The organism is Pararhizobium sp. DWP3-4, assembly GCF_049898205.1.
Classification (GTDB): domain Bacteria; phylum Pseudomonadota; class Alphaproteobacteria; order Rhizobiales; family Rhizobiaceae; genus Pararhizobium.
The window spans coordinates 373857-391925 of record NZ_JAFCXF010000004.1 but is presented as its reverse complement, the minus strand read 5'-3'; the positions used below and the strand labels follow the sequence as shown (position 1 = coordinate 391925).

Here is an 18069-nt window from a genome sequence, read left to right as displayed (position 1 = left end):
ATAGTTTGATGAGTGCACAGACAGGCCCCTCGGCAAATATCCCGCGAGGCGTCGTTCTCGCCGGCGGCCTGTCGTCGCGCATGGGCCAGGACAAGGCGGCGGTGATGCTTGGCGGCAAACCGCTTGTTCACCGGGTGATCGAGCGCCTCGCCCCGCAGACGGCCGGCCTCAGCGTCAACAGCAACACGAACACCAGTTTGAACCTTGCTCCCGCCATCGCCGTGTTTGGTGATACCGTTCCAGGCCAGGTCGGACCGATGGCCGGGGTGCTTTCGGGCATGCGCCATGCGGCAAGGCATTTTCCTGTCGCCAGCCACATTGCGACAGTTCCAACCGACACGCCGTTCTTTCCCTCCGACCTCGTTGCCCGTCTTCAGGCGGCGATCACAGAGCCCGGCCAGATCGCCGTCGCCTATACGGCCGGCATCATGCACCCCGTCTTCGCCCTTTGGCCGGTCGCCCTCGCCGATGAGCTCGAACAATGGCTGCGGACCGACGACAAGCGGCGGGTGCGCGGCTTCATAGAACGACATCCGGTAGCAAGGGTCGATTTTCCCATGATCGAAACGGTAGACGGACCGATCGACCCGTTCTTCAACATCAACACCCCGGCCGAGCTTGAAATGGCCGAACGCTGGCTGCCTTTTATCGAGGGAACTGAAAGATGAGACCGCCAGAAACCGCCGGCCCGAAAATCTTTGGAATCGCCGGCTGGAAGAATTCCGGCAAGACCGGTCTTGCCGTCCGTCTCGTCACCGAACTGACGCAGCGCGGCTACCGCGTCTCGACGGTCAAGCACGCCCATCATGATTTCGATATAGACAAGGTCGGCGCCGACAGTTTTCGCCATCGCGAGGCCGGCGCCCATGAAGTTACCATCGTATCAGGCACGCGCTATGCCATCATGCATGAATTGCGCGGCGCCCCTGAGCCGAGCTTTCCGGACATCCTCGCCCGCCTGGCGCCATGCGATCTGGTGTTGATCGAAGGCTACAAGCGCGAACCGATCCCGAAGATCGAGGCCCGGCGGCTGGAAGCGCAGAACCGCGAACCGCTCGCCCCGACCGATCCGTACATTGTCGCGATTGCCGCCGATCACCCGGTCGAAGACAGCGGGCTTGTTCTGTTTGATTTGAACGACACGACGGCGATCGCCGATTTCATCGAACGCATTACCGGGTTGGCAAAACAGCCGGGCTGACCTGCACAGTCAGTTGGTGGTTTCGTCGCTGCCATCTTCCGTCCCATCATTCAGCCGGACGAAAGCGTAACCCTTGGCCTTCAGGTCCAGGATACCCTTGACGACACCGGAACCGGCGGCATGGGTCGGCTGGTTGATATGGGCGATGATCACGTCACCATCCTTGGCAGACGCAAACCGCTTTGCCGCAGCCGCAGCACCCAGCAGTGAGCCGCCATCGCCGTTGACCGAATAACCGGCAATGCGAAATCCCATCTGCCGGATCTGCCCGATCGACGACAGGGTGTATTTCGCCGTTGCGCCGCGAAACCAGTGCGGCTGCAATCCCTGCCCGACGATCGCAGCCGCGCCACCCGCAACTTCCGTTTCGACCGCCTGCGGACTACCGGCAGCGGCAATGCCGTAGATCGACACCGGATGATCGACGGCTGGAACGTGCATTGCGCCGTGATTCTCGATCTCGAACAGATCCGGATGCGCCTTGAAGACGGCCATCGTTGCAGCATTGCGCTTCAGCCAGCGAGCCGTCACGAAGATGGTGGCGGGGATACGGTTGTCGATCAACGCCGCCAGAATCCGCGCGTCCGTCTTGCCGCTGCAGGCATCGAACGTCAGGGCAACGCGGGGTGCCGCCCCCTTCTCCTGGCTTTCAAGCCGCAGCTGCGGCTCCACCAGCCGCGTTGCGGCGAGTGAGGCTTGGCCGGTGGAAACGCAGATCAAAAGCGCGGCGAGGAGGGTTTTCATCAAAAACTCACAATGCGATCCGGCAGCAATACCGGAGGATAAGGAAAGACCATGCAAAACGGCCCGGCGCTTGCGCACCGGGCCGTCCTCCAGCGGCATCCCATCAGAGAGACCGGACTATGGCTATTTCTGGGCTACCGGACGGACCAGCGGTGTCACGCGACGGATTGTCACGCGGCGGTTCTGCTGTTCGGCGACCTGGGTTTTCACCTTCAGAAACCGTTCGCCATAGCCCTGCGTCACAAGGTTTTCCGGAGGAATTCCGTAGACATCGGTCAAAAGCTCGGCGACTGCTTCTGCGCGTTGATCGGAAAGAACCAGGTTGGGCTGATCCTTGCCGACGGCATCGGTATGGCCCTCGATCAGGAAGGTCTCGCCCTGGTCCTTTTGAAGCACTTCACTGATGGCGTTGGCCACCTTGCGCAGGGTCTTCGCCTGGGCAAGCGGCACTTCCGAACTGCCGGTGGCAAAGGTGATCGTATCCAGGTCGATGCGGCGAACTTTGTCGCGGAGACGGGCAGAATACTTCACCTCGTCAATCGAATAGACACGTTCAACCCGTTCGACCGGTGGCTCGGCCAGGAAGTCGTAGTAGTCGCGATCCGGCTCGCTCGATGTATCGATGATGTAATCGCGAACCGGAATGCTCAGGCGCATCGGCGGCAATTCGTAGCCGATGTCTCGGATGCGGGGCGGACGGTCCGCTTCCGGCTCCGGCGCATAGACCATCAGATACTCTTCGCCGTCGCGGTTGATGCGCGAGCGCTGGATGATGTCACCATAACGGTCATAAACCGTCACCAGCCGCGAGCCATTCGGACGGACGATCGTTTCGCGAACGCGGCCACGCGGGAGCTCCTCATAGAAGCTCTCTTCAGAGTCGCGGCGCAGACGCGGACGGTCGTCGTTGCGGATGATGATCTGATTGTCGACGCTGAGGACAGTGCGGTTGTCGATCTGCTGCTGCACAACGACATTGGTGACATTGTTCGTCACGGTATTGTTGGTAATCGTATTGTTGACGGTGTTGCTGGTCACATTGTTGTTGACCGTATTGTTCTCGACATTGGTAACACCGGGCATAACGAAGACCGGTGCCGCGTCAAGCTTCTGGCCTTCCTCGGTGATCCCAGCCTGAATGGCTTGTGATTCGACCTTAGTAATCTTCGCCTGGGCTTCGGCATCGTTGGTTGGAGCCACGACGCTTTCCTGCTCGGCGCGCTGGCTTTCACGCAGCTTCTTGCGTTCTTCGCGCGCCGTCTGGCCACCGGCATTGTCGGCATCCTTGTCGCTATCGAGGACGGCAGCGCCGCCTTCGATCGGCAGAACGATCGTATCATCCGTCTTGGCCGGATCGGCAGCGATTTCCTGCTTTTGTTCCGGGGTCGTCGTATCGACGATCTCGGGCACGACAACGGGCTGAGCCGGCGTCTCGGTGGTCTGTTGCGGCTGTTCGGCGGCAGGATCGGTCGGCGGCTGCTCTGCCGTTGCTGGCTGTTCCTGCGATACCGGCGGTTGCTCTGCCGTTACCGGCTGCTCCCGCGATACCGGCGGCTGCTGGCCCTCGACGGCCGGCTGCTCGGTAGTGGCAGGCTGTTGTGCGGTGGCCGGCTGCTCCTCAGCCGGAGCAGGCTGCTGCTCCTGCGCCTTCTGCGCGTCTTCAGCGGCCTTCTGTTCAGCGGCCTTCTGTTCATCAGCCAGGCGTTGCTGTTCTGCAGCAGCCGCGGCATCGTCAGCCGCCTTCTGATCCGTGGCCTGCTTGTCGGCGGCAGTCGCTGCGGCTGCGGCATCCTCAGCCGCTTTCTGATCGGCAGCCTGTTTGTCGGCGGCAGCTGCAGCTGCAGCGGCGGCATCGTCAACGGCCTTTTGCTCATTGGCCTGCTGTTCGGCTGCAGCCGCAGCGGCGGCATCCTCCGCGGCTTTCTGCTCCGCCGCCTGCTGTTCAGCGGCAGCGGCGGCCGTAGCATCTTCGGCAGCTTTCTGATCGGCTGCCTGTTGTGCAGCAGCCGCGGCTGCGGCATCCTCTGCAGCTTTTTGCTCGGCCGCCTGTTGTTCAGCAGCGGCAGCGGCATCTTCAGCAGCCTTCTGCTCGGCTGCCTGCTGTTCCTGCTGGCGCAACTGCTCGGCTTCCTGCGCAGCCTGTTGCTCGGCCTGTTGCTCGGCGGCAGCCCTTGCAGCTTCTTCGGCCTGCTGTTGCTGCAGCCGCAGCAGTTCCTCTTCGTTCGACTGTCCTTCGCCCTGCGGCGCTTCTTCTGCCTGTGCGACCTCGAACGAGGCAGCAAGGTTAGCCGCCAGCGCCGGATGCACAACGATCGAAGCCGCCAGCACGGGCATGGCGACAGTGGCGAAAAGTTTGGATCGGATGCTCATATAATTCCTCCTTTAGAGGTCCCGTTTTGTTGTTTTTCGACCGGAATCACGCCCGGTCCTCCACTTTCGTCTGTTTGGACAGATCGAAGCGGTGAAAAGAAGGCGCATTGGCCCAAATCAATGAGAGACGATTATAGAAACCTGCATTAACTCAGGATGAATGTTGCGTTCATCTTCGCCAGACATAGGCCTGCTTCCGCGTGGAACCAGTGTAAACGCATCAGGATGTGCAGACTTTTCATCAGGCAACCCATGCTTTCCTGTTGATTTTTTCAATTAAAGCGTAGGAATATCCCCCAGCCCGATCGCAACGACGGTCGGCGTACCGGCGGCCGTAAAGAACAAGAAACCGGCTGACCGCCAACAGAGAGGATCACAATGCGTATTTCCAGACGTCTCGCCATGGCCGCTTCGGCTGCCGTTTTCGCGCTGATGGCAGGCACTGCCATGGCCGATGGCGAAAAAATCGTCATCGGGACGGAAGGCGCCTACCCGCCCTTCAACAATCTTGAAGCCGACGGCACCCTGACGGGGTTTGATGTCGACATTGCCAAGGCGCTCTGCGTCGAGATGAAGGCAGAATGCACCTTCGTCACCCAGGATTGGGACGGCATCATTCCGGCTCTGGTTTCCAAGAAATTCGATGCCATCATTGCGTCGATGTCGATCACGCCGGAACGCTTGGAAAAGGTCGATTTCACCAACAAATATTACAATACGGGACCGGCCATCGTCGTTCCGAAGGATTCGCCGATCACCGAAGCGACGGAAGCCGGCCTTGCCGGCAAGTCGCTGGGCGCGCAGGCATCGACGACTCATTCAAATTATGGCGAGGCCTTCTTCAAGGAATCAGAACTCAAGCTCTATCCGACCCCGGACGAATACAAGCTTGACGTCGCCAACGGCCGCGTCGATGCCGTCATCGACGATGTCGTTGTCCTGACCTCCTGGCTGAAGACCGCAGACGGCGCCTGCTGCAAACTTCTGAAGGCCCTCAAGCCCGATCCGGTCATCAACGGCATCGGCGCCGGCATTGCTGTCCGCAAGGGCGATACGGCCTTGAAGGACAAGTTCAACACCGCCATCGCGGCGATCCGCGCCAACGGCAAGTACAAGGAAATCAACGACAAGTATTTTGAGTTCGACGTTTACGGCGATTAATCTTTACCTGTTGCTGAAATACGATGGCGGAAGGCTTGCCCTTCCGCCATTCTTGTCTGACACACAGAATAACAATAAGCGCACCAAGACGCCGTACCGGGGAAATTTGACGCATGCAGGCTGCTTTTGCTGCCCTCTCTTCCGCTGTCTCGTGGTTTGCCGGCATGATCGATCCGATGTGCGGCCCAATCGGCATCTTCCGGCTTTTTGCGGAAGACACGCTCTTGTCCTGCGGCGACACAGGTTGGGGCGACGAGATCGCCTACGGCTTCCTGATCACCGCCAGCTTGGCGATCTGCACCTTGCCTATCGGACTTTTCGCCGGTTTTTTTATCGCGCTAGCAAAGCAGTCCGAAGAAAAATCACTGCGGCTGGCCACCAACATCTACACCACGATCTTCCGCGGGCTGCCGGAGCTTCTAACGCTGTTCATTGTCTATTACGGCCTGCAGATCGTCGCGCAACGGGTGATGGCAGCGGTCGGTTACGAGGGGCCAGTTGAGATCAACGCCTTCATCGCCGGCATGGTCGCACTGGGCGTAGTCTTCTCGGCCTATTGTTCGGAAGTGCTGCTGTCCGCCTTCAAGGCCATTCCGCGTGGGCAATATGAAGCCGGCGACGCGCTCGGCCTTCACCGAGGCAAGACCATGCGGCTGATTATCCTGCCGCAGCTGGTGCGCATTGCCCTGCCCGGCCTTGGCAATCTCTGGATGGCGCTGTTGAAAGATACAGCGCTCGTTTCGGTCATCGGGTTGCCGGATATCCTGCGCCAGACGGGTATTGCCGCCCGAGTTACAAAAAATGCCTTCGAATTCTTCTCGATCGCCTGCCTGCTCTTCCTCATTCTGGCAATGCTCTCCTCGCTGGTGTTTTCCGCACTTGAGCGTTGGACCAAACGTTCGGAGACCGTCCGATGAGCCACGCTGAAACCATGCTCCCGGCACTGCCGGCACCGCCTGAAGCGCTGAAGCGCTACACGGTTTCCCGCCTGATCGGTCATGTCCTGCTCGGTGTGTGGCTCGCCGCATCCGTCGGCATTTTCATGTTCGCCGTCGATTCGTGGAGCCCGGAAAAATTCGCCAAATACGGCCCGAGTTTCCTGTCCGGTCTGCGCGTCACGCTGACGCTCGTCGCCATCTCAGTCGTGCTCGGCGGCATTCTCTCCCTGCCGATCGCCTATGGCCGGATGACCAAGAACAAGGTGCTCTCCTGGATCGCCTATGGCTACGTCTACTTCTTCCGTGGAACGCCGCTGATCACACAGCTCTTCCTCGTGTATTACGGCTTGGGCAGTTTCCGTCCCTACCTTGAGGCAGCCGGGCTGTGGTCGCTGTTCAAGGAGGCTTGGTTCTGTGCGCTCTTCACCTTCACGCTTAACACCGCCGCTTACCAGGCCGAGATCCTGCGCGGCGCAATCGAGAGTGTGCCACGCGGCCAGCACGAAGGGGCGGCGGCCCTTGGCCTTCCCAAGGCTGTCGCATTCTTCAAGATCATCCTGCCGCAGGCAATGATCGTCGCCCTTCGCCCTTACGGCAACGAGATCATCCTGATGATCAAGGGCTCGGCCATCGTTGCGATCGTCACCGTGTTCGACCTGATGGGTGAAACACGCCGCGCCTTTTCGCGTACCTATGATTTCCAGATGTATCTCTGGGCAGCCGTTCTCTACCTGATCATGGTCGAGATACTGCGCAATCTCTGGGCTTGGATCGAAACCCGGTTGACCCGCCACCTCAAACGCTGATCTGCGAACGAGTTTGGCAGCACTCGATGTGCCTTGCTGACAAACCTTTGTTTCTGAACGATATTTGTTTTCCTATGAGATATTGTTAATATCGCATTAAGCATTCGCGTGCTTCAATTGCAGGGACCATCATTGAACAAAATGAGGTCCGACATGACAAACGAAATGGAACTGCAGCTCAAAGGATACGGTCTGACAACGGCACAGATTCTCTACCGGATGCCCGATCATCCTGCCTTTCTGCAAACCTATATCTGGCAGCACTACGACCTGGCGCCGGAGTTTCCGGAAATGAAGAGTTTTCTAAAATTCTGGCAGGAAAAGCTGGAAGGTCCGCTGCATTCGGTACGCTACGTGCACCGCACGCTGATCTCGGCAACGGACTGGAGCGCGTTGAAGGGCGAGTTCATCATCAACTGATGCCTCGCCCCCACGCTTTGGAACTCACACCGACCGGGTGATGCCGCCATCGATGCGGATGTTCTGGCCGGTGATGTAACCGCCGCGGTCGGTCGCCAGAAGCGCCACCAGTTCGGCCACTTCCTGCGACGTGCCGTAGCGCCCCATCGGGATGCGCAGGCGCCGCTCCTCGGTCTCCGGCAGGCTGTCGATGAAGCCCGGCAGGACATTGTTCATGCGGATGTTGTCGGCAGCGTATTTGTCGGCAAACAGCTTGGTGAAGGCGGCAAGCCCCGCACGGAAGACGCCGGATGTCGGAAACAGCGGGTCGGGCTCGAAGGTGGCATAGGTCGAGATATTGACGATGCTACCGGATTTCTGCTCCAGCATGATCGGCGTCACCAGCCGGGTCGGGCGGACGACATTGAGGAAATACACGTCCATGCCCTTGTGCCAATCGTCATCGCTGAGATCAAGCACGGCCGCGCGGGGCCCGTGGCCGGCCGAATTGACCAGCGCATCCACACGGCCCCATTTGCCATAGGCCGCATCCACCAGCCGCTTCAAGTCGTCATTCGACTGGTTCGATCCGGTGACGCCGATACCGCCGAGTTCCTGCGCCAAGGCTTCACCCTTGCCGGACGAGGAGAGGATCGCGACGCGATATCCTTCCGCCGCCAGCCGCCGCGCCGAAACGGCACCCATGCCGGACCCGCCCGCAGTGATGATTGCAACCTTCTGATCCGTCATTATCGTCTCCCTCATGTCAATGAAGGCGCGATAAGACCAGCAGCGGGAAAAGATCACAATCAAGAAATCCTGTATATGCCATCAGCGCACCTGTTTTAAGGCCGCAAACCCACGGCCGCGCACCGCCAGCCTGCCCCGGCTGCCCGCGCGCCCTGATATTGCTGTGGCGGATGGAACGTGCTGCCACCATGCGGCGATGACCACGACATGAAATGGTGCTGACGCCGATGAAAGGCCGATGGCTGTCAGCCGCGGGTTCAGGCGACAGTTTCGCCACGGGGATTCTTGTTCCGCTTGCGGCCGGAAGACCATGATGTCGGGCGAAAGTTTTGTTGGCGACCCCTGCAGGGCTCGAACCTGCGACAACCTGCTTAGAAGGCAGGTGCTCTATCCAGCTGAGCTAAGGGGCCGCTTGAAGGAGGTGTCCCTCCTTGAACCGGCAATCCCGGATCAATGCGTCCAGGGCTGCGTGCGGCTAAACCGGAAATTATCGCTGTAGGACACGCTCTTGCGGGTTGGTTCCTTGGGCGCGATGACGCGGTACTCGATACCGTTGCGCTCGGCATAGGCAACAGCCTGTTCTGCCGTTTCGAATGTCAGCTTGACCTGCTGGCGCGTGTCGGCAGAGCTCGTATAGCCCATGATCGGGTCGATGGTGCGCGGCGTTTCCTGATCGAACTCAAGAACCCACAAATTCGTCTTGGCCTTGCCAGACTGCATGGCGGTTTTTGCGGGTCGATAGATTTTCGCGGACATCTTTTGGGCGGCTCCACCATGGTTCACTGCTGACGGCGGCGCAATGCGCTGCCGGTCTCTGCGCACTGCCATAGCGCAGAACGAATTAAAACGAAATGACCTTGCAGCGATATATCCGCCAATTTTGCCGCTTGTGCCATTTCGCCACGGAAAGCCGGCGCACCAAGCCGAGCACGTTGCACCGAAAAGCATGAGCTTCGTTCAATATTGATGCCGTAGAATTGGGAAAGTCGATGGTCGGAGTGGAGAGATTCGAACTCCCGACCCTCTGGTCCCAAACCAGATGCGCTACCAGGCTGCGCTACACTCCGTGACCCGTCGATGTCGGGGAAATACACGCTTCCCCCTGCCCCTGCAACACTTAAATTGAACAATTCCACAGACGCAGCGAAAGGAATCGATCCCGCAATCAAGGCTTCAAATCGGAGATGCGGGCGCTATCGACAATATCACCCGGCGCGATGCCGAGGCGGTTCACCGTTCCACCGTTCAGTTCGAGAACGAAAGCGACGGGAACGCGGGAATCGATGATCGATTCCGACAGCGGGACGGCATTCTCCCGAATCGTTTCGATCTTGCCATCCTTGGCGATGAACAGCATATCGAGCGGAAGATAGGTGTTCTTCATCCACATCATCACCTGCCGCGTCACGCCGAAATCAAACAGCATGCCGTGATCGCGGGCCATATGGCGGCGGTTCATCAGGCCTTGCGATCGTTGATCATTGTCCACCGCCAGCTCGACGGTGAATTTATGCACCTTGCCGCCGGTCGCAATGATCTGCAAAGGCGCAGTTTCGAAAGTGACGTCGGCAGCGGCGGCCGAAAAGGGTACAAGCCACAAAAAAAGCGCCACAAGGGCGCTTCCGGCGAGGCGCGGGAGATGCGCCGCGCTCATCAATGCGCCCTGCCCACCGGAGCCGGCACGTCAGGATGGATTTCCGCAGCCATCAGGCCCTTGTCCCCATCGCCGAAGCGCACCAGAACGGTCTGCCCGGGACGCAGCTCGGTAAGCCCGAAACGACGCAGCGTTTCCATATGGATGAAGATATCCTCGGTACCATCGCCCCGCGTCAGGAAGCCGAAGCCCTTGGTGCGGTTGAACCACTTGACCAGGCATCGCTCCAGCCCGCTGGTCGGCGTCACCTGAACATGGGTCTTGACCGGTGGAAGCTGGGAAGGATGGATTGCCGTCGACTGGTCCATGGAGAGGATGCGGAAAGCCTGATAACCCCGGTCGCGGCGTTGAATGAGGGCAACCACGCGAGACCCTTCCAGGACGGTCTGATAGCCGTCGCGGCGCAGGCATGTCACGTGAACGAGGACATCCTGCATGCCATTGTCCGGGATGATGAAACCAAACCCCTTGGCAACGTCGAACCATTTGATGACGCCGGTGATTTCAACCAGATCGAGTGCGTCGCTGGCAAAATCGTCATCCGGCGTGACGTCCTTCGCTGAAATTCTGTCCGCCATTGCCTGTCCAGCCCCTCGATTACGCGTCACATCATTACGGTTAACTGATTCTTGACGATCAGAATAACATCGTCCCGCCGCTTATGTGCAAGCCCCCGGATGAAATTTGCTGTCGAACCAAACTAGCCGTTGAGCCTTGCCTCAGGCTGGTTGTCGGCTAGATATAATCCATCTTCCGCAAAACAAGGATATACCAATGCGTTATCTGCACACGATGGTTCGCGTCACAGATCTGGACGCTTCGCTTCACTTCTGGTCCAAGCTGTTCGGCCTTGTCGAAATTCGCCGCTACGAGAATGAAAAAGGCCGGTTTACCCTGGTTTTCCTCGCCGCACCCGGTGATCTCGATCATGCCAAGACCGCGTTATCGCCTTGCCTGGAACTCACCTACAACTGGGACACCGAGGATTATACCGGCGGCCGCAATTTTGGCCACCTCGCCTACGAGGTTGATGACATCTATGCGACCTGCCAGCATCTGATGGACAACGGCGTCACCATCAACCGGCCGCCGCGCGATGGCCACATGGCCTTCGTTCGTTCGCCGGACGGCATTTCCATCGAAATCCTGCAGAAGGGCGAGAACCTCGCGCCGCAGGAACCCTGGGCTTCGATGGGCAACACCGGCGCCTGGTAAGCTCCGCACAATGCGATCGGGCGATATCTGGTACGGCTTTTCAGCGCCGGTGGTGGCTGAGCTCCAACAATCGCCTGCGTCAGCGCAGGTTTACAAATAACCGGACGTTCTTTAATGTTTGAACGAAACGTTATTGGGATGCAGGTGCAAAATGCGTCGCGCTGGCGAGCACCCTTTCCCGGTTGAACCGGTCAAACCGCATTGGAGGACGCGTGGCAATCCCTGAAAAGGGGCTACGCCGATTGTGCGGTTTGTCACGTCTGATGAAAGGCCATGACGGCAAATGCCGTCCGGCCCGCATAGAGTGGGGATCCAACGTTGCGTCCTATTTTGCAGAAAGCGGCGATGATTCGCGGCCTTGGCTGCTTCCTTGCGCTGAGTGTTTCGGCGATGATATTGTCGGGTTGCGTCACCGCCGCAAAGGACACGGCGGACGCAGCATCGGCTGCAGACGCGGTGGTCCCGGAAATCGCCGGCGCGGCCCAAGCGGCGCCCGGTTCCCATGAGGATCAGCAGGTCTCTGCCGTTGGCGTCAATGGGCAGGAACAGGCTGGAGCCCAGGCAACCGCGATGATGCCTGCACCCAACAACGGCCAGCCGTCATCACTGACAATGCAGAGCACCGGCCTCAACGCCACGTCGAACAGCATCTTTGCGGTTCAAAGGCCGAACCCGGTGCCGGTTCGGGGGCACGCGACGGTCTCAGGCACGGCGCCGCTGCCGGCCGGCCAGGCAACCGGCGTCAATCCGGCGACAAATAGTCTTTTCAACAGCGGCCAGCCGGCAGCCAACCAGCTGCCATTGCCGCTCGAAGGCGCGAGCAATGCCGATAGCGCGGCGGCCGCGCAACAGGTGGCAAGTGCCGAAATCGGCACGGACGGCACGCCGCTGCCCGTTGCCGTGCCGATTCCTTCAAGCGGGGACAGCTTGCGCGGCGGTGATACCCAGCAGTCTGCCGCCGTTCAAACCGCGTCCACGCAAGGTCTCAACAGCGCGACGGCAGTGGTACCCGGTTCGGGAAATGACCAGAATAAACCGGAAGAAGCGGAAAAAACCCTGACGCTTGCCGGTCTTTTTGCTGCCAAACGCAAGAACCGGAGCCAGTTCGACAAAGACCGGTTCGCCAAGACGCCGGCGAAAAAGTCACTTTCAAGCGACCTGAAACCGCAACAGATTGCTGCGCTCGGTTTCACCGCCCTGCCCGGCGTGCGCACAACGTCGATGTTTGCCACCGTCGATGATTCGCAACCGGGGCACGACGACGATAGCGCTACCGTCGAGATGGCATCGCTGCCGGGCCTTGCCCGTCTCGCACCGAACGGGCTCTGGCTGCAAACGGAGAAAGTTGAAACGGGCTGTTTCCAACCGGAACTGTTGCAGGTCCTCAAGGTCGTGGAAACCCATTACGGCCGCAAGATCATGGTGACATCAGGCCTGCGGGACCTGAAACACAATGCAAGCGCCGGCGGAAGCAAGCATTCGCTGCACACGACCTGCCAGGCCGCCGACATTCAGGTGCCAGGCGTCAGCAAATGGGAGCTTGCCGAATATCTACGCACCATTCCGGGCCGCGGCGGGGTCGGAACCTACTGTCACACGGAATCGGTTCATATCGACACCGGAGAGTCCCGTGACTGGAATTGGCGTTGCCGCCGCCGCAAGGGCTGAACGCAACCAGCTGTTTTAATTGATTAATTCATCAAAAAACTGAAAACAGCGCTTTACCGGAACTTTTTTACAGGAAAATGAACTTTGCCGCTTGCGGTATTCAAAACCCCTGACTATAAGACGCCCACACAACGGCTGCGCCCTTCGTCTATCGGTTAGGACACCAGATTTTCATTCTGGGAAGAGGGGTTCGACTCCCCTAGGGCGTACCATTGTGAACCTCCTCGACAGCAAAAATATGCCCCATTCGCCCGCGAAAACGCTTCGGCGCCGGCCGGTTTGAGCGACATAAACTCCCTTTGTTTTACTGCTGTTTTTACTGCGAAAAATCCTTGAAAAAACGTGATTTAGCGCTTGCAGCATTCGGCATGTCTGACTATAAGACGCCCACACCACTGATGCGCCCTTCGTCTATCGGTTAGGACACCAGATTTTCATTCTGGGAAGAGGGGTTCGACTCCCCTAGGGCGTACCATGGTTCCCCAATTTCCCGACATTCAACCATAGACGTGAGACGCCGTTAGCGGACGCTCAGAACGCCTTTGCTGCGTCGATGACCCGCAACTGCACGCGGCGCGTTCCCTGCCACATGTCCGCCGATATCGACGCTGCCACATGCAGCGACATGCCACGTTCAGACAGCAACAGGTCACCCAGCGGCGTCTCCAGCGCGCGGAATGCGATGCCTTCGATCCTTGAGCCATCCTGGCCTTCCAGCGTCACCTTCACATGGTTGACGCCAACCTGGCGCGAATCGCGCAAGCGATGCGCCGGCAGTGCAAAGATCGGCTGCGGATGCCCTGCCCCATACGGGCCTGCCTGCTCAAGCTGGTCGATCAGCGCCAGATTGGCACCGGCAGCACCCAAAGCGCCATCGATCTTCAGCGTTTCGGCCGAGACGAGGTCCTTGACGATATTCTGGGCCTTTTCGTCGAAGAAATGCCGCAGCTTGCCGAGATTGGCGCGCTCGACAGTCAAGCCTGCCGCCATCGCATGACCGCCGCCCTTGATCAGCAGGCCGTTATCAACAGCCGCGCGAACGATCTTGCCGATATCGAAGCCGCTGATAGAGCGCCCCGATCCCGTTCCCTTGCCGTTGGCATCGAACGAGATCGCAAAAGCTGGACGGCGAAACTTTTCCTTCAGGCGCGCAGCCAAAAGGCCGACAATGCCGGGATGCCAGTTCTCGCGAGCCGTGACGATGATCGAGGCCGATTCGCCGGTGCCGTATTCTGCCAGCGCTTCGGCTTCCGCCTCGGCCAGCATGGCGACTTCCATCACCTGGCGCTCGCGGTTGAGTTCGTCGAGTTTTGCGGCAATCTCTTCGGCAGCGCCTTCATCCTCCAGCGTAAGCAGGCGGCTACCAAGTGCGGCATCGCCGATACGTCCGCCCGCATTGATTCGCGGGCCGATCAGGAAGCCGAAATGATAGGGTGTGACCGGCCCGCCAAGGCCTGCCTTGCGAAACAGCGCCGACAGGCCCGGGTTCTGCATATGCCGCGCGGCGACCAGTCCCTTGACGACATAGGCTCTGTTCAGGCCCTTGAGCGGCACGACGTCGCAGATGGTTGCCAGCGCCACGATGTCCAACAAAGAGAGCAGATCGAACGAGGCCACGCGTTTGTCGCCGACTTCGCGCAACAGGCGCACGGCATTGACCAGAACAAGGAAGACGACACCAGCCGCGCAGAGATGCCCCTGCCCCGACAGATCATCCTCGCGGTTGGGATTGACCAGCGCTACGCATGGCGGCAGTTCCGCGCCGACCTGATGGTGGTCGATGACGACGACATCGATGCCGCGCGCTTCGGCGGCAGCCAGCGATTCGTGGCTGGTCGAGCCGCAATCGACCGTGACGATCAAGCGGGCGCCATTGTCGATCAGTTGATTGATGGCCGTGGGGTTGGGGCCGTAGCCTTCGAAAATACGGTCTGGAATATAGATTTCCGCATCGACGCCGAAATGACGCAGGAACCGGAACATCAGCGCCGAAGACGCTGCCCCATCAACATCGTAGTCGCCGAAGATGGCGACCTTTTCGCGCGTCTCGATCGCGGTGATGATGCGGGCTGCGGCCTTGTTGCAATCGGTCAGCGTATCGGGATCCGGCATCAGCGAGCGAATGGTCGGATCGAGGAATGCCACCGCATCGTCCATCGTCACGCCGCGCCCGGCCAGCACACGGGCGATGAGATCGGAAAAGCCGTGAACCTGGCTGATCGCCAGCGCGCGATTCTGCCCGGCCTGATCCAGCCGCGACACCCAGCGCTGGCCGGTGACCGAACGCTCCACATTGAGAAACGCCCGCTGGACGGGATCTGGCACATCACTCATCGTACACCCATGACTTTTGACCGTTCGTACGCGGGTTTTGCATCAGGCGCAAACCGCAACGAAAACGGCCCCACCCGGAGATAAGCCGGATGGGGCCGCAAGACATTCATCTGCGATTTCGGATCAAGCCGTCTTCGGCCGTTCGATCCGGATGACCTGCGGTTCGCCGACCAGATAGCCCTCGCCCTTGATCGAGGCGACGGCCTTGCGGACCGAATCCTCGGTCGTTGCATGGGTGACAAGAATGATCGTCTGCGGACCGTCGGTATCGACAGGCTGCTTGGAATGCTGGACGATCGATTCCAGCGAAATCCGGTTTTCCGCCATGCGCGTTGCAATGCTTGCGAACACGCCGGTCTTGTCGAGAACCTTCAGGCGAATGAAATATCCGCCCTCATGGCTCTGGATCTGCGCCTGCTTGTAAGGCAGGAGCGCGGTGACCGGACGGCCAAACGCCGGCACATGCTGTGCGCCGGGACGGCTCTTGGCAATGTCGGCGATGTCGCCAAGCACTGCGGATGCCGTCGCATTGCCGCCGGCGCCAGGACCGACCATCAGCAATTCGCCGAGAATGTCGGATTCGATTGCCACCGCATTGGTGACGCCATCGACCTGCGCAATCACCGAATCGAGCGGCACCATGGTCGGATGCACGCGCTGCTCGATACCGCTGTCGGTGCGCTGGGCAACGCCGAGCAGCTTGATGCGGTAGCCGAGATCGGCGGCCGCATGGATATCGTCGATCGAGATATTGGTGATGCCTTCGAGATAGATATCATCGGCAGCGATTGCCGTTCCGAAGGCAAGGCTGGTGAGGATCGACAGCTTATGCGCCGTATCGTTGCCCTCGATGTCGAAGGCCGGATCGGCTTCGGCATAACCCAGGCGCTGCGCCTCTTTCAGGCAGGCCTCGAACGACAGGCCTTCCTTTTCCATCTTGGTCAGGATGTAGTTGCAGGTGCCGTTCATGATGCCGTAGACACGCGAAATCGTGTTGCCCGTCAGCGATTCTCTCAGCGCCTTGATCACCGGAATGCCACCGGCGACCGCAGCTTCATAGTTCAACAGCGCGCCATGCTCTTCAGCCAGACCGGCCAGTGCAATGCCGTGGGAGGCCAGCAGCGCCTTGTTGGCAGTGATCACATGCACGCCGCGCGACAGGGCAGCCTTGACGGCGGTGAGCGCCGGTTCGCCAGCACCGCCCATCAATTCGACGAACACGTCGATATCGGCGGTCTGGGCTAGCGAAAGCGCATCCTCATGCCAGTCGATGGCGGAAATATCGACACCGCGATCGCGGTTCCGGTCACGTGCGGTGACAGCGGTAATGTCGATGGCCCGGCCGCATGTCGTCGCCAGCGCCTCGTGACGCTCCTGGAGGATGCGCACGAGCGAGGCACCAACAGTTCCCAAGCCCGCAATGCCGATTTTAAGGGCATCTGCCATACAATATTTCCTAACATATCGAGAGCGCTCCGCCTGAAACGGCGGAGCAGATTGAGGGGTACCGGAAAAATCCGGTGCCTCAGCGGTGAGCGTTCAGCGAGATGACGTTGTGCAACGTATCGTCGGCTGTCGAGAGAAACTTCTTGAGGCTACGGGCGGCCTGACGAATCCGGTGTTCGTTTTCGACCAGCGCGATGCGGATATAGTCATCGCCCTGCTCACCGAACCCGATGCCTGGGGCCACGGCGATATCGGCCTTTTCGACCAGAAGCTTGGAGAATTCCAGCGAACCGAGATGACGGAACTTTTCCGGAATCTTTGCCCAGGCAAACATCGTGGCAGCGGGCGGCGGCACGTCCCAGCCGGCCTTGCCGAAGCTTTCGACCAGCACGTCGCGGCGGCGCTTGTAGATGTTGCGGACTTCGGCAATATCCGAGCCATCGCTGTTCAGCGCATGGGTCGCCGCCACCTGGATCGGTGTGAAGGCACCGTAATCGAGGTAGGACTTGACCCGCGTCAGGGCGGCGATCAGGCGTTCGTTGCCGACGGCAAAGCCCATGCGCCAGCCGGGCATGGAGAATGTCTTCGACATCGAGGTGAATTCGACCGTGTTGTCCATCGCGCCTGGAACTTCCAGAACGGACGGCGGCATCACGCCGTCGAAATAGATTTCCGAATAGGCCAGATCCGACAGGATGACGATGTCATGCTTCTTGGCGAAGGCGACGACTTCCTTGTAGAAATCCAGCGTTGCCACATGCGCCGTCGGGTTGGACGGATAGTTGATGACCAACGCGATGGGCTTCGGGATCGAATGGCGGATCGCCCGCTCCAGCGGCGGGAAGAACGTGTCATCCGGCTCGACCGAAATCGAACGGATGACGCCGCCGGTCATCAGGAAGCCGAAGGCATGGATCGGATAGGTCGGGTTCGGGCACAGGATCACGTCGCCAGGCGCGGTGATCGCCTGCGCCATATTGGCGAAGCCTTCCTTGGAACCGAGCGTCGCCACAACCTGGGTATCGGGATTAAGCTTGACGCCGAAACGGCGGGCATAATAGGCGGCCTGCGCGCGGCGAAGGCCCGGAATGCCCTTGGAAGACGAATAGCGGTGGGTGCGCGGGTCCTGAACGACCTCGCACAGCTTGTCCACCACGGATTGCGGTGTCGGAAGGTCCGGATTGCCCATGCCGAGGTCGATGATATCAGCTCCACCCGCTCGCGCGCTGGCTTTCAAACGGTTGACCTGTTCGAAAACGTAAGGCGGCAGACGCCGGACTTTGTGAAACTCTTCCATTTCTAAACCTCGTCTTGCGCCGTCCCCGTGCAGGATTCATGCGTGCAAGGAAACGCGCGCGGTGCAATCAGGCCCACGCGGCCATG

The 18069-nt window shown here is 59.7% G+C and carries 18 protein-coding genes and 4 tRNA genes; 10 read left to right on the top strand and 12 right to left on the bottom strand.

The window, feature by feature from the left end; translation table 11 throughout:
* The first annotated feature begins 8 nt into the window (after positions 1 to 8).
* Positions 9 to 668 (top strand): molybdenum cofactor guanylyltransferase MobA, encoded by a 660-nt coding sequence (gene mobA, locus ACP7E6_RS13685; protein ID WP_426230261.1) that lies wholly within the window; start codon positions 9 to 11, stop codon positions 666 to 668.
* Positions 665 to 1201 carry a molybdopterin-guanine dinucleotide biosynthesis protein B gene (gene mobB, locus ACP7E6_RS13680; RefSeq protein WP_426230260.1) on the top strand — a complete coding sequence of 179 codons (537 nt, stop codon included), beginning with the start codon at positions 665 to 667 and terminating at the stop codon, positions 1199 to 1201. Before mobA ends, mobB begins: the two co-directional genes overlap by 4 nt.
* A 9-nt stretch (positions 1202 to 1210) precedes the next feature.
* Here mobB and ACP7E6_RS13675 read toward each other — a convergent pair whose 3' ends face one another.
* Both ACP7E6_RS13675 and ACP7E6_RS13670 read right to left on the bottom strand, forming a co-directional pair.
* A complete protein-coding gene (locus ACP7E6_RS13675; RefSeq protein ID WP_426230259.1) occupies positions 1211 to 1945 on the bottom strand; it encodes a polysaccharide deacetylase family protein in 735 nt (244 codons plus the stop codon).
* 123 nt (positions 1946 to 2068) lie between these two features.
* Complete coding sequence (locus ACP7E6_RS13670; protein WP_426230258.1) at positions 2069 to 4315, bottom strand: OmpA family protein; 2247 nt, start codon at positions 4313 to 4315, stop codon at positions 2069 to 2071.
* Between the two features lie 378 nt (positions 4316 to 4693).
* On the opposite strand from ACP7E6_RS13670, the gene ACP7E6_RS13665 reads away from it, so the two are divergent.
* The 4 genes from ACP7E6_RS13665 to ACP7E6_RS13650 all read left to right on the top strand — a co-directional run bounded on the left by ACP7E6_RS13665 (position 4694) and on the right by ACP7E6_RS13650 (position 7640).
* The gene (locus ACP7E6_RS13665; RefSeq protein ID WP_426230257.1) at positions 4694 to 5476 is read left to right on the top strand and encodes an ABC transporter substrate-binding protein; all 783 of its coding nucleotides are present in this window, start codon (positions 4694 to 4696) and stop codon (positions 5474 to 5476) included.
* Positions 5477 to 5589: 113 nt separating this feature from the next.
* Positions 5590 to 6393, top strand: coding sequence for an ABC transporter permease (locus ACP7E6_RS13660; RefSeq protein WP_426230256.1), 804 nt, complete (start codon positions 5590 to 5592; stop codon positions 6391 to 6393).
* The gene (locus ACP7E6_RS13655; RefSeq protein ID WP_426230255.1) at positions 6390 to 7220 is read left to right on the top strand and encodes an ABC transporter permease; all 831 of its coding nucleotides are present in this window, start codon (positions 6390 to 6392) and stop codon (positions 7218 to 7220) included. The genes ACP7E6_RS13660 and ACP7E6_RS13655 overlap by 4 nt, the downstream gene beginning before the upstream one ends.
* A gap of 153 nt (positions 7221 to 7373) precedes the next feature.
* Entirely contained in the window at positions 7374 to 7640 is a 267-nt protein-coding gene (locus ACP7E6_RS13650) for an usg protein (RefSeq protein ID WP_426230254.1), read from the top strand.
* Positions 7641 to 7664: 24 nt separating this feature from the next.
* Here ACP7E6_RS13650 and ACP7E6_RS13645 read toward each other — a convergent pair whose 3' ends face one another.
* From ACP7E6_RS13645 to ACP7E6_RS13615, 7 genes are all read right to left on the bottom strand, one after another.
* Positions 7665 to 8369 carry an SDR family oxidoreductase gene (locus ACP7E6_RS13645; protein WP_426230253.1) on the bottom strand — a complete coding sequence of 235 codons (705 nt, stop codon included), beginning with the start codon at positions 8367 to 8369 and terminating at the stop codon, positions 7665 to 7667.
* 16 nt (positions 8370 to 8385) lie between these two features.
* Positions 8386 to 8646: a hypothetical protein gene (locus tag ACP7E6_RS13640; RefSeq protein WP_426230252.1), complete on the bottom strand. Its 261-nt coding sequence runs from the start codon at positions 8644 to 8646 to the stop codon at positions 8386 to 8388.
* Between the two features lie 56 nt (positions 8647 to 8702).
* Positions 8703 to 8779, bottom strand: a tRNA-Arg gene (locus tag ACP7E6_RS13635).
* 40 nt (positions 8780 to 8819) lie between these two features.
* Positions 8820 to 9125: an ETC complex I subunit gene (locus ACP7E6_RS13630; RefSeq protein WP_113243634.1), complete on the bottom strand. Its 306-nt coding sequence runs from the start codon at positions 9123 to 9125 to the stop codon at positions 8820 to 8822.
* Positions 9126 to 9359: 234 nt separating this feature from the next.
* A tRNA-Pro gene (locus tag ACP7E6_RS13625) sits at positions 9360 to 9436 on the bottom strand.
* A 98-nt stretch (positions 9437 to 9534) separates the two neighbouring features.
* On the bottom strand, positions 9535 to 10023 hold the full coding sequence (locus ACP7E6_RS13620; RefSeq protein WP_426230251.1) for a DUF192 domain-containing protein: 489 nt from the start codon (positions 10021 to 10023) through the stop codon (positions 9535 to 9537).
* Positions 10023 to 10601, bottom strand: coding sequence for a cold-shock protein (locus tag ACP7E6_RS13615; protein ID WP_426230250.1), 579 nt, complete (start codon positions 10599 to 10601; stop codon positions 10023 to 10025). Before ACP7E6_RS13615 ends, ACP7E6_RS13620 begins: the two co-directional genes overlap by 1 nt.
* Positions 10602 to 10797: 196 nt before the next feature.
* Here ACP7E6_RS13615 and ACP7E6_RS13610 point away from each other — a divergent pair, with 196 nt between their 5' ends.
* The 4 genes from ACP7E6_RS13610 to ACP7E6_RS13595 all read left to right on the top strand — a co-directional run bounded on the left by ACP7E6_RS13610 (position 10798) and on the right by ACP7E6_RS13595 (position 13381).
* The gene (locus tag ACP7E6_RS13610) at positions 10798 to 11238 is read left to right on the top strand and encodes a VOC family protein (protein WP_426230249.1); all 441 of its coding nucleotides are present in this window, start codon (positions 10798 to 10800) and stop codon (positions 11236 to 11238) included.
* Between the two features lie 318 nt (positions 11239 to 11556).
* Complete coding sequence (locus ACP7E6_RS13605) at positions 11557 to 12906, top strand: D-Ala-D-Ala carboxypeptidase family metallohydrolase (protein WP_426230248.1); 1350 nt, start codon at positions 11557 to 11559, stop codon at positions 12904 to 12906.
* Positions 12907 to 13043: 137 nt separating this feature from the next.
* Positions 13044 to 13118, top strand: a tRNA-Glu gene (locus ACP7E6_RS13600).
* Positions 13119 to 13306: 188 nt separating this feature from the next.
* Positions 13307 to 13381: transfer RNA gene (locus tag ACP7E6_RS13595), tRNA-Glu, on the top strand.
* Between the two features lie 56 nt (positions 13382 to 13437).
* Here ACP7E6_RS13595 and recJ read toward each other — a convergent pair.
* From recJ to ACP7E6_RS13580, 3 genes are all read right to left on the bottom strand, one after another.
* Positions 13438 to 15240 carry a single-stranded-DNA-specific exonuclease RecJ gene (gene recJ / locus ACP7E6_RS13590; protein WP_426230247.1) on the bottom strand — a complete coding sequence of 601 codons (1803 nt, stop codon included), beginning with the start codon at positions 15238 to 15240 and terminating at the stop codon, positions 13438 to 13440.
* A gap of 123 nt (positions 15241 to 15363) precedes the next feature.
* Positions 15364 to 16686 carry a homoserine dehydrogenase gene (locus ACP7E6_RS13585; RefSeq protein WP_426230246.1) on the bottom strand — a complete coding sequence of 441 codons (1323 nt, stop codon included), beginning with the start codon at positions 16684 to 16686 and terminating at the stop codon, positions 15364 to 15366.
* 79 nt (positions 16687 to 16765) lie between these two features.
* Positions 16766 to 17983 carry an LL-diaminopimelate aminotransferase gene (locus ACP7E6_RS13580; RefSeq protein ID WP_113315759.1) on the bottom strand — a complete coding sequence of 406 codons (1218 nt, stop codon included), beginning with the start codon at positions 17981 to 17983 and terminating at the stop codon, positions 16766 to 16768.
* Between the last annotated feature and the right edge of the window lie 86 nt (positions 17984 to 18069).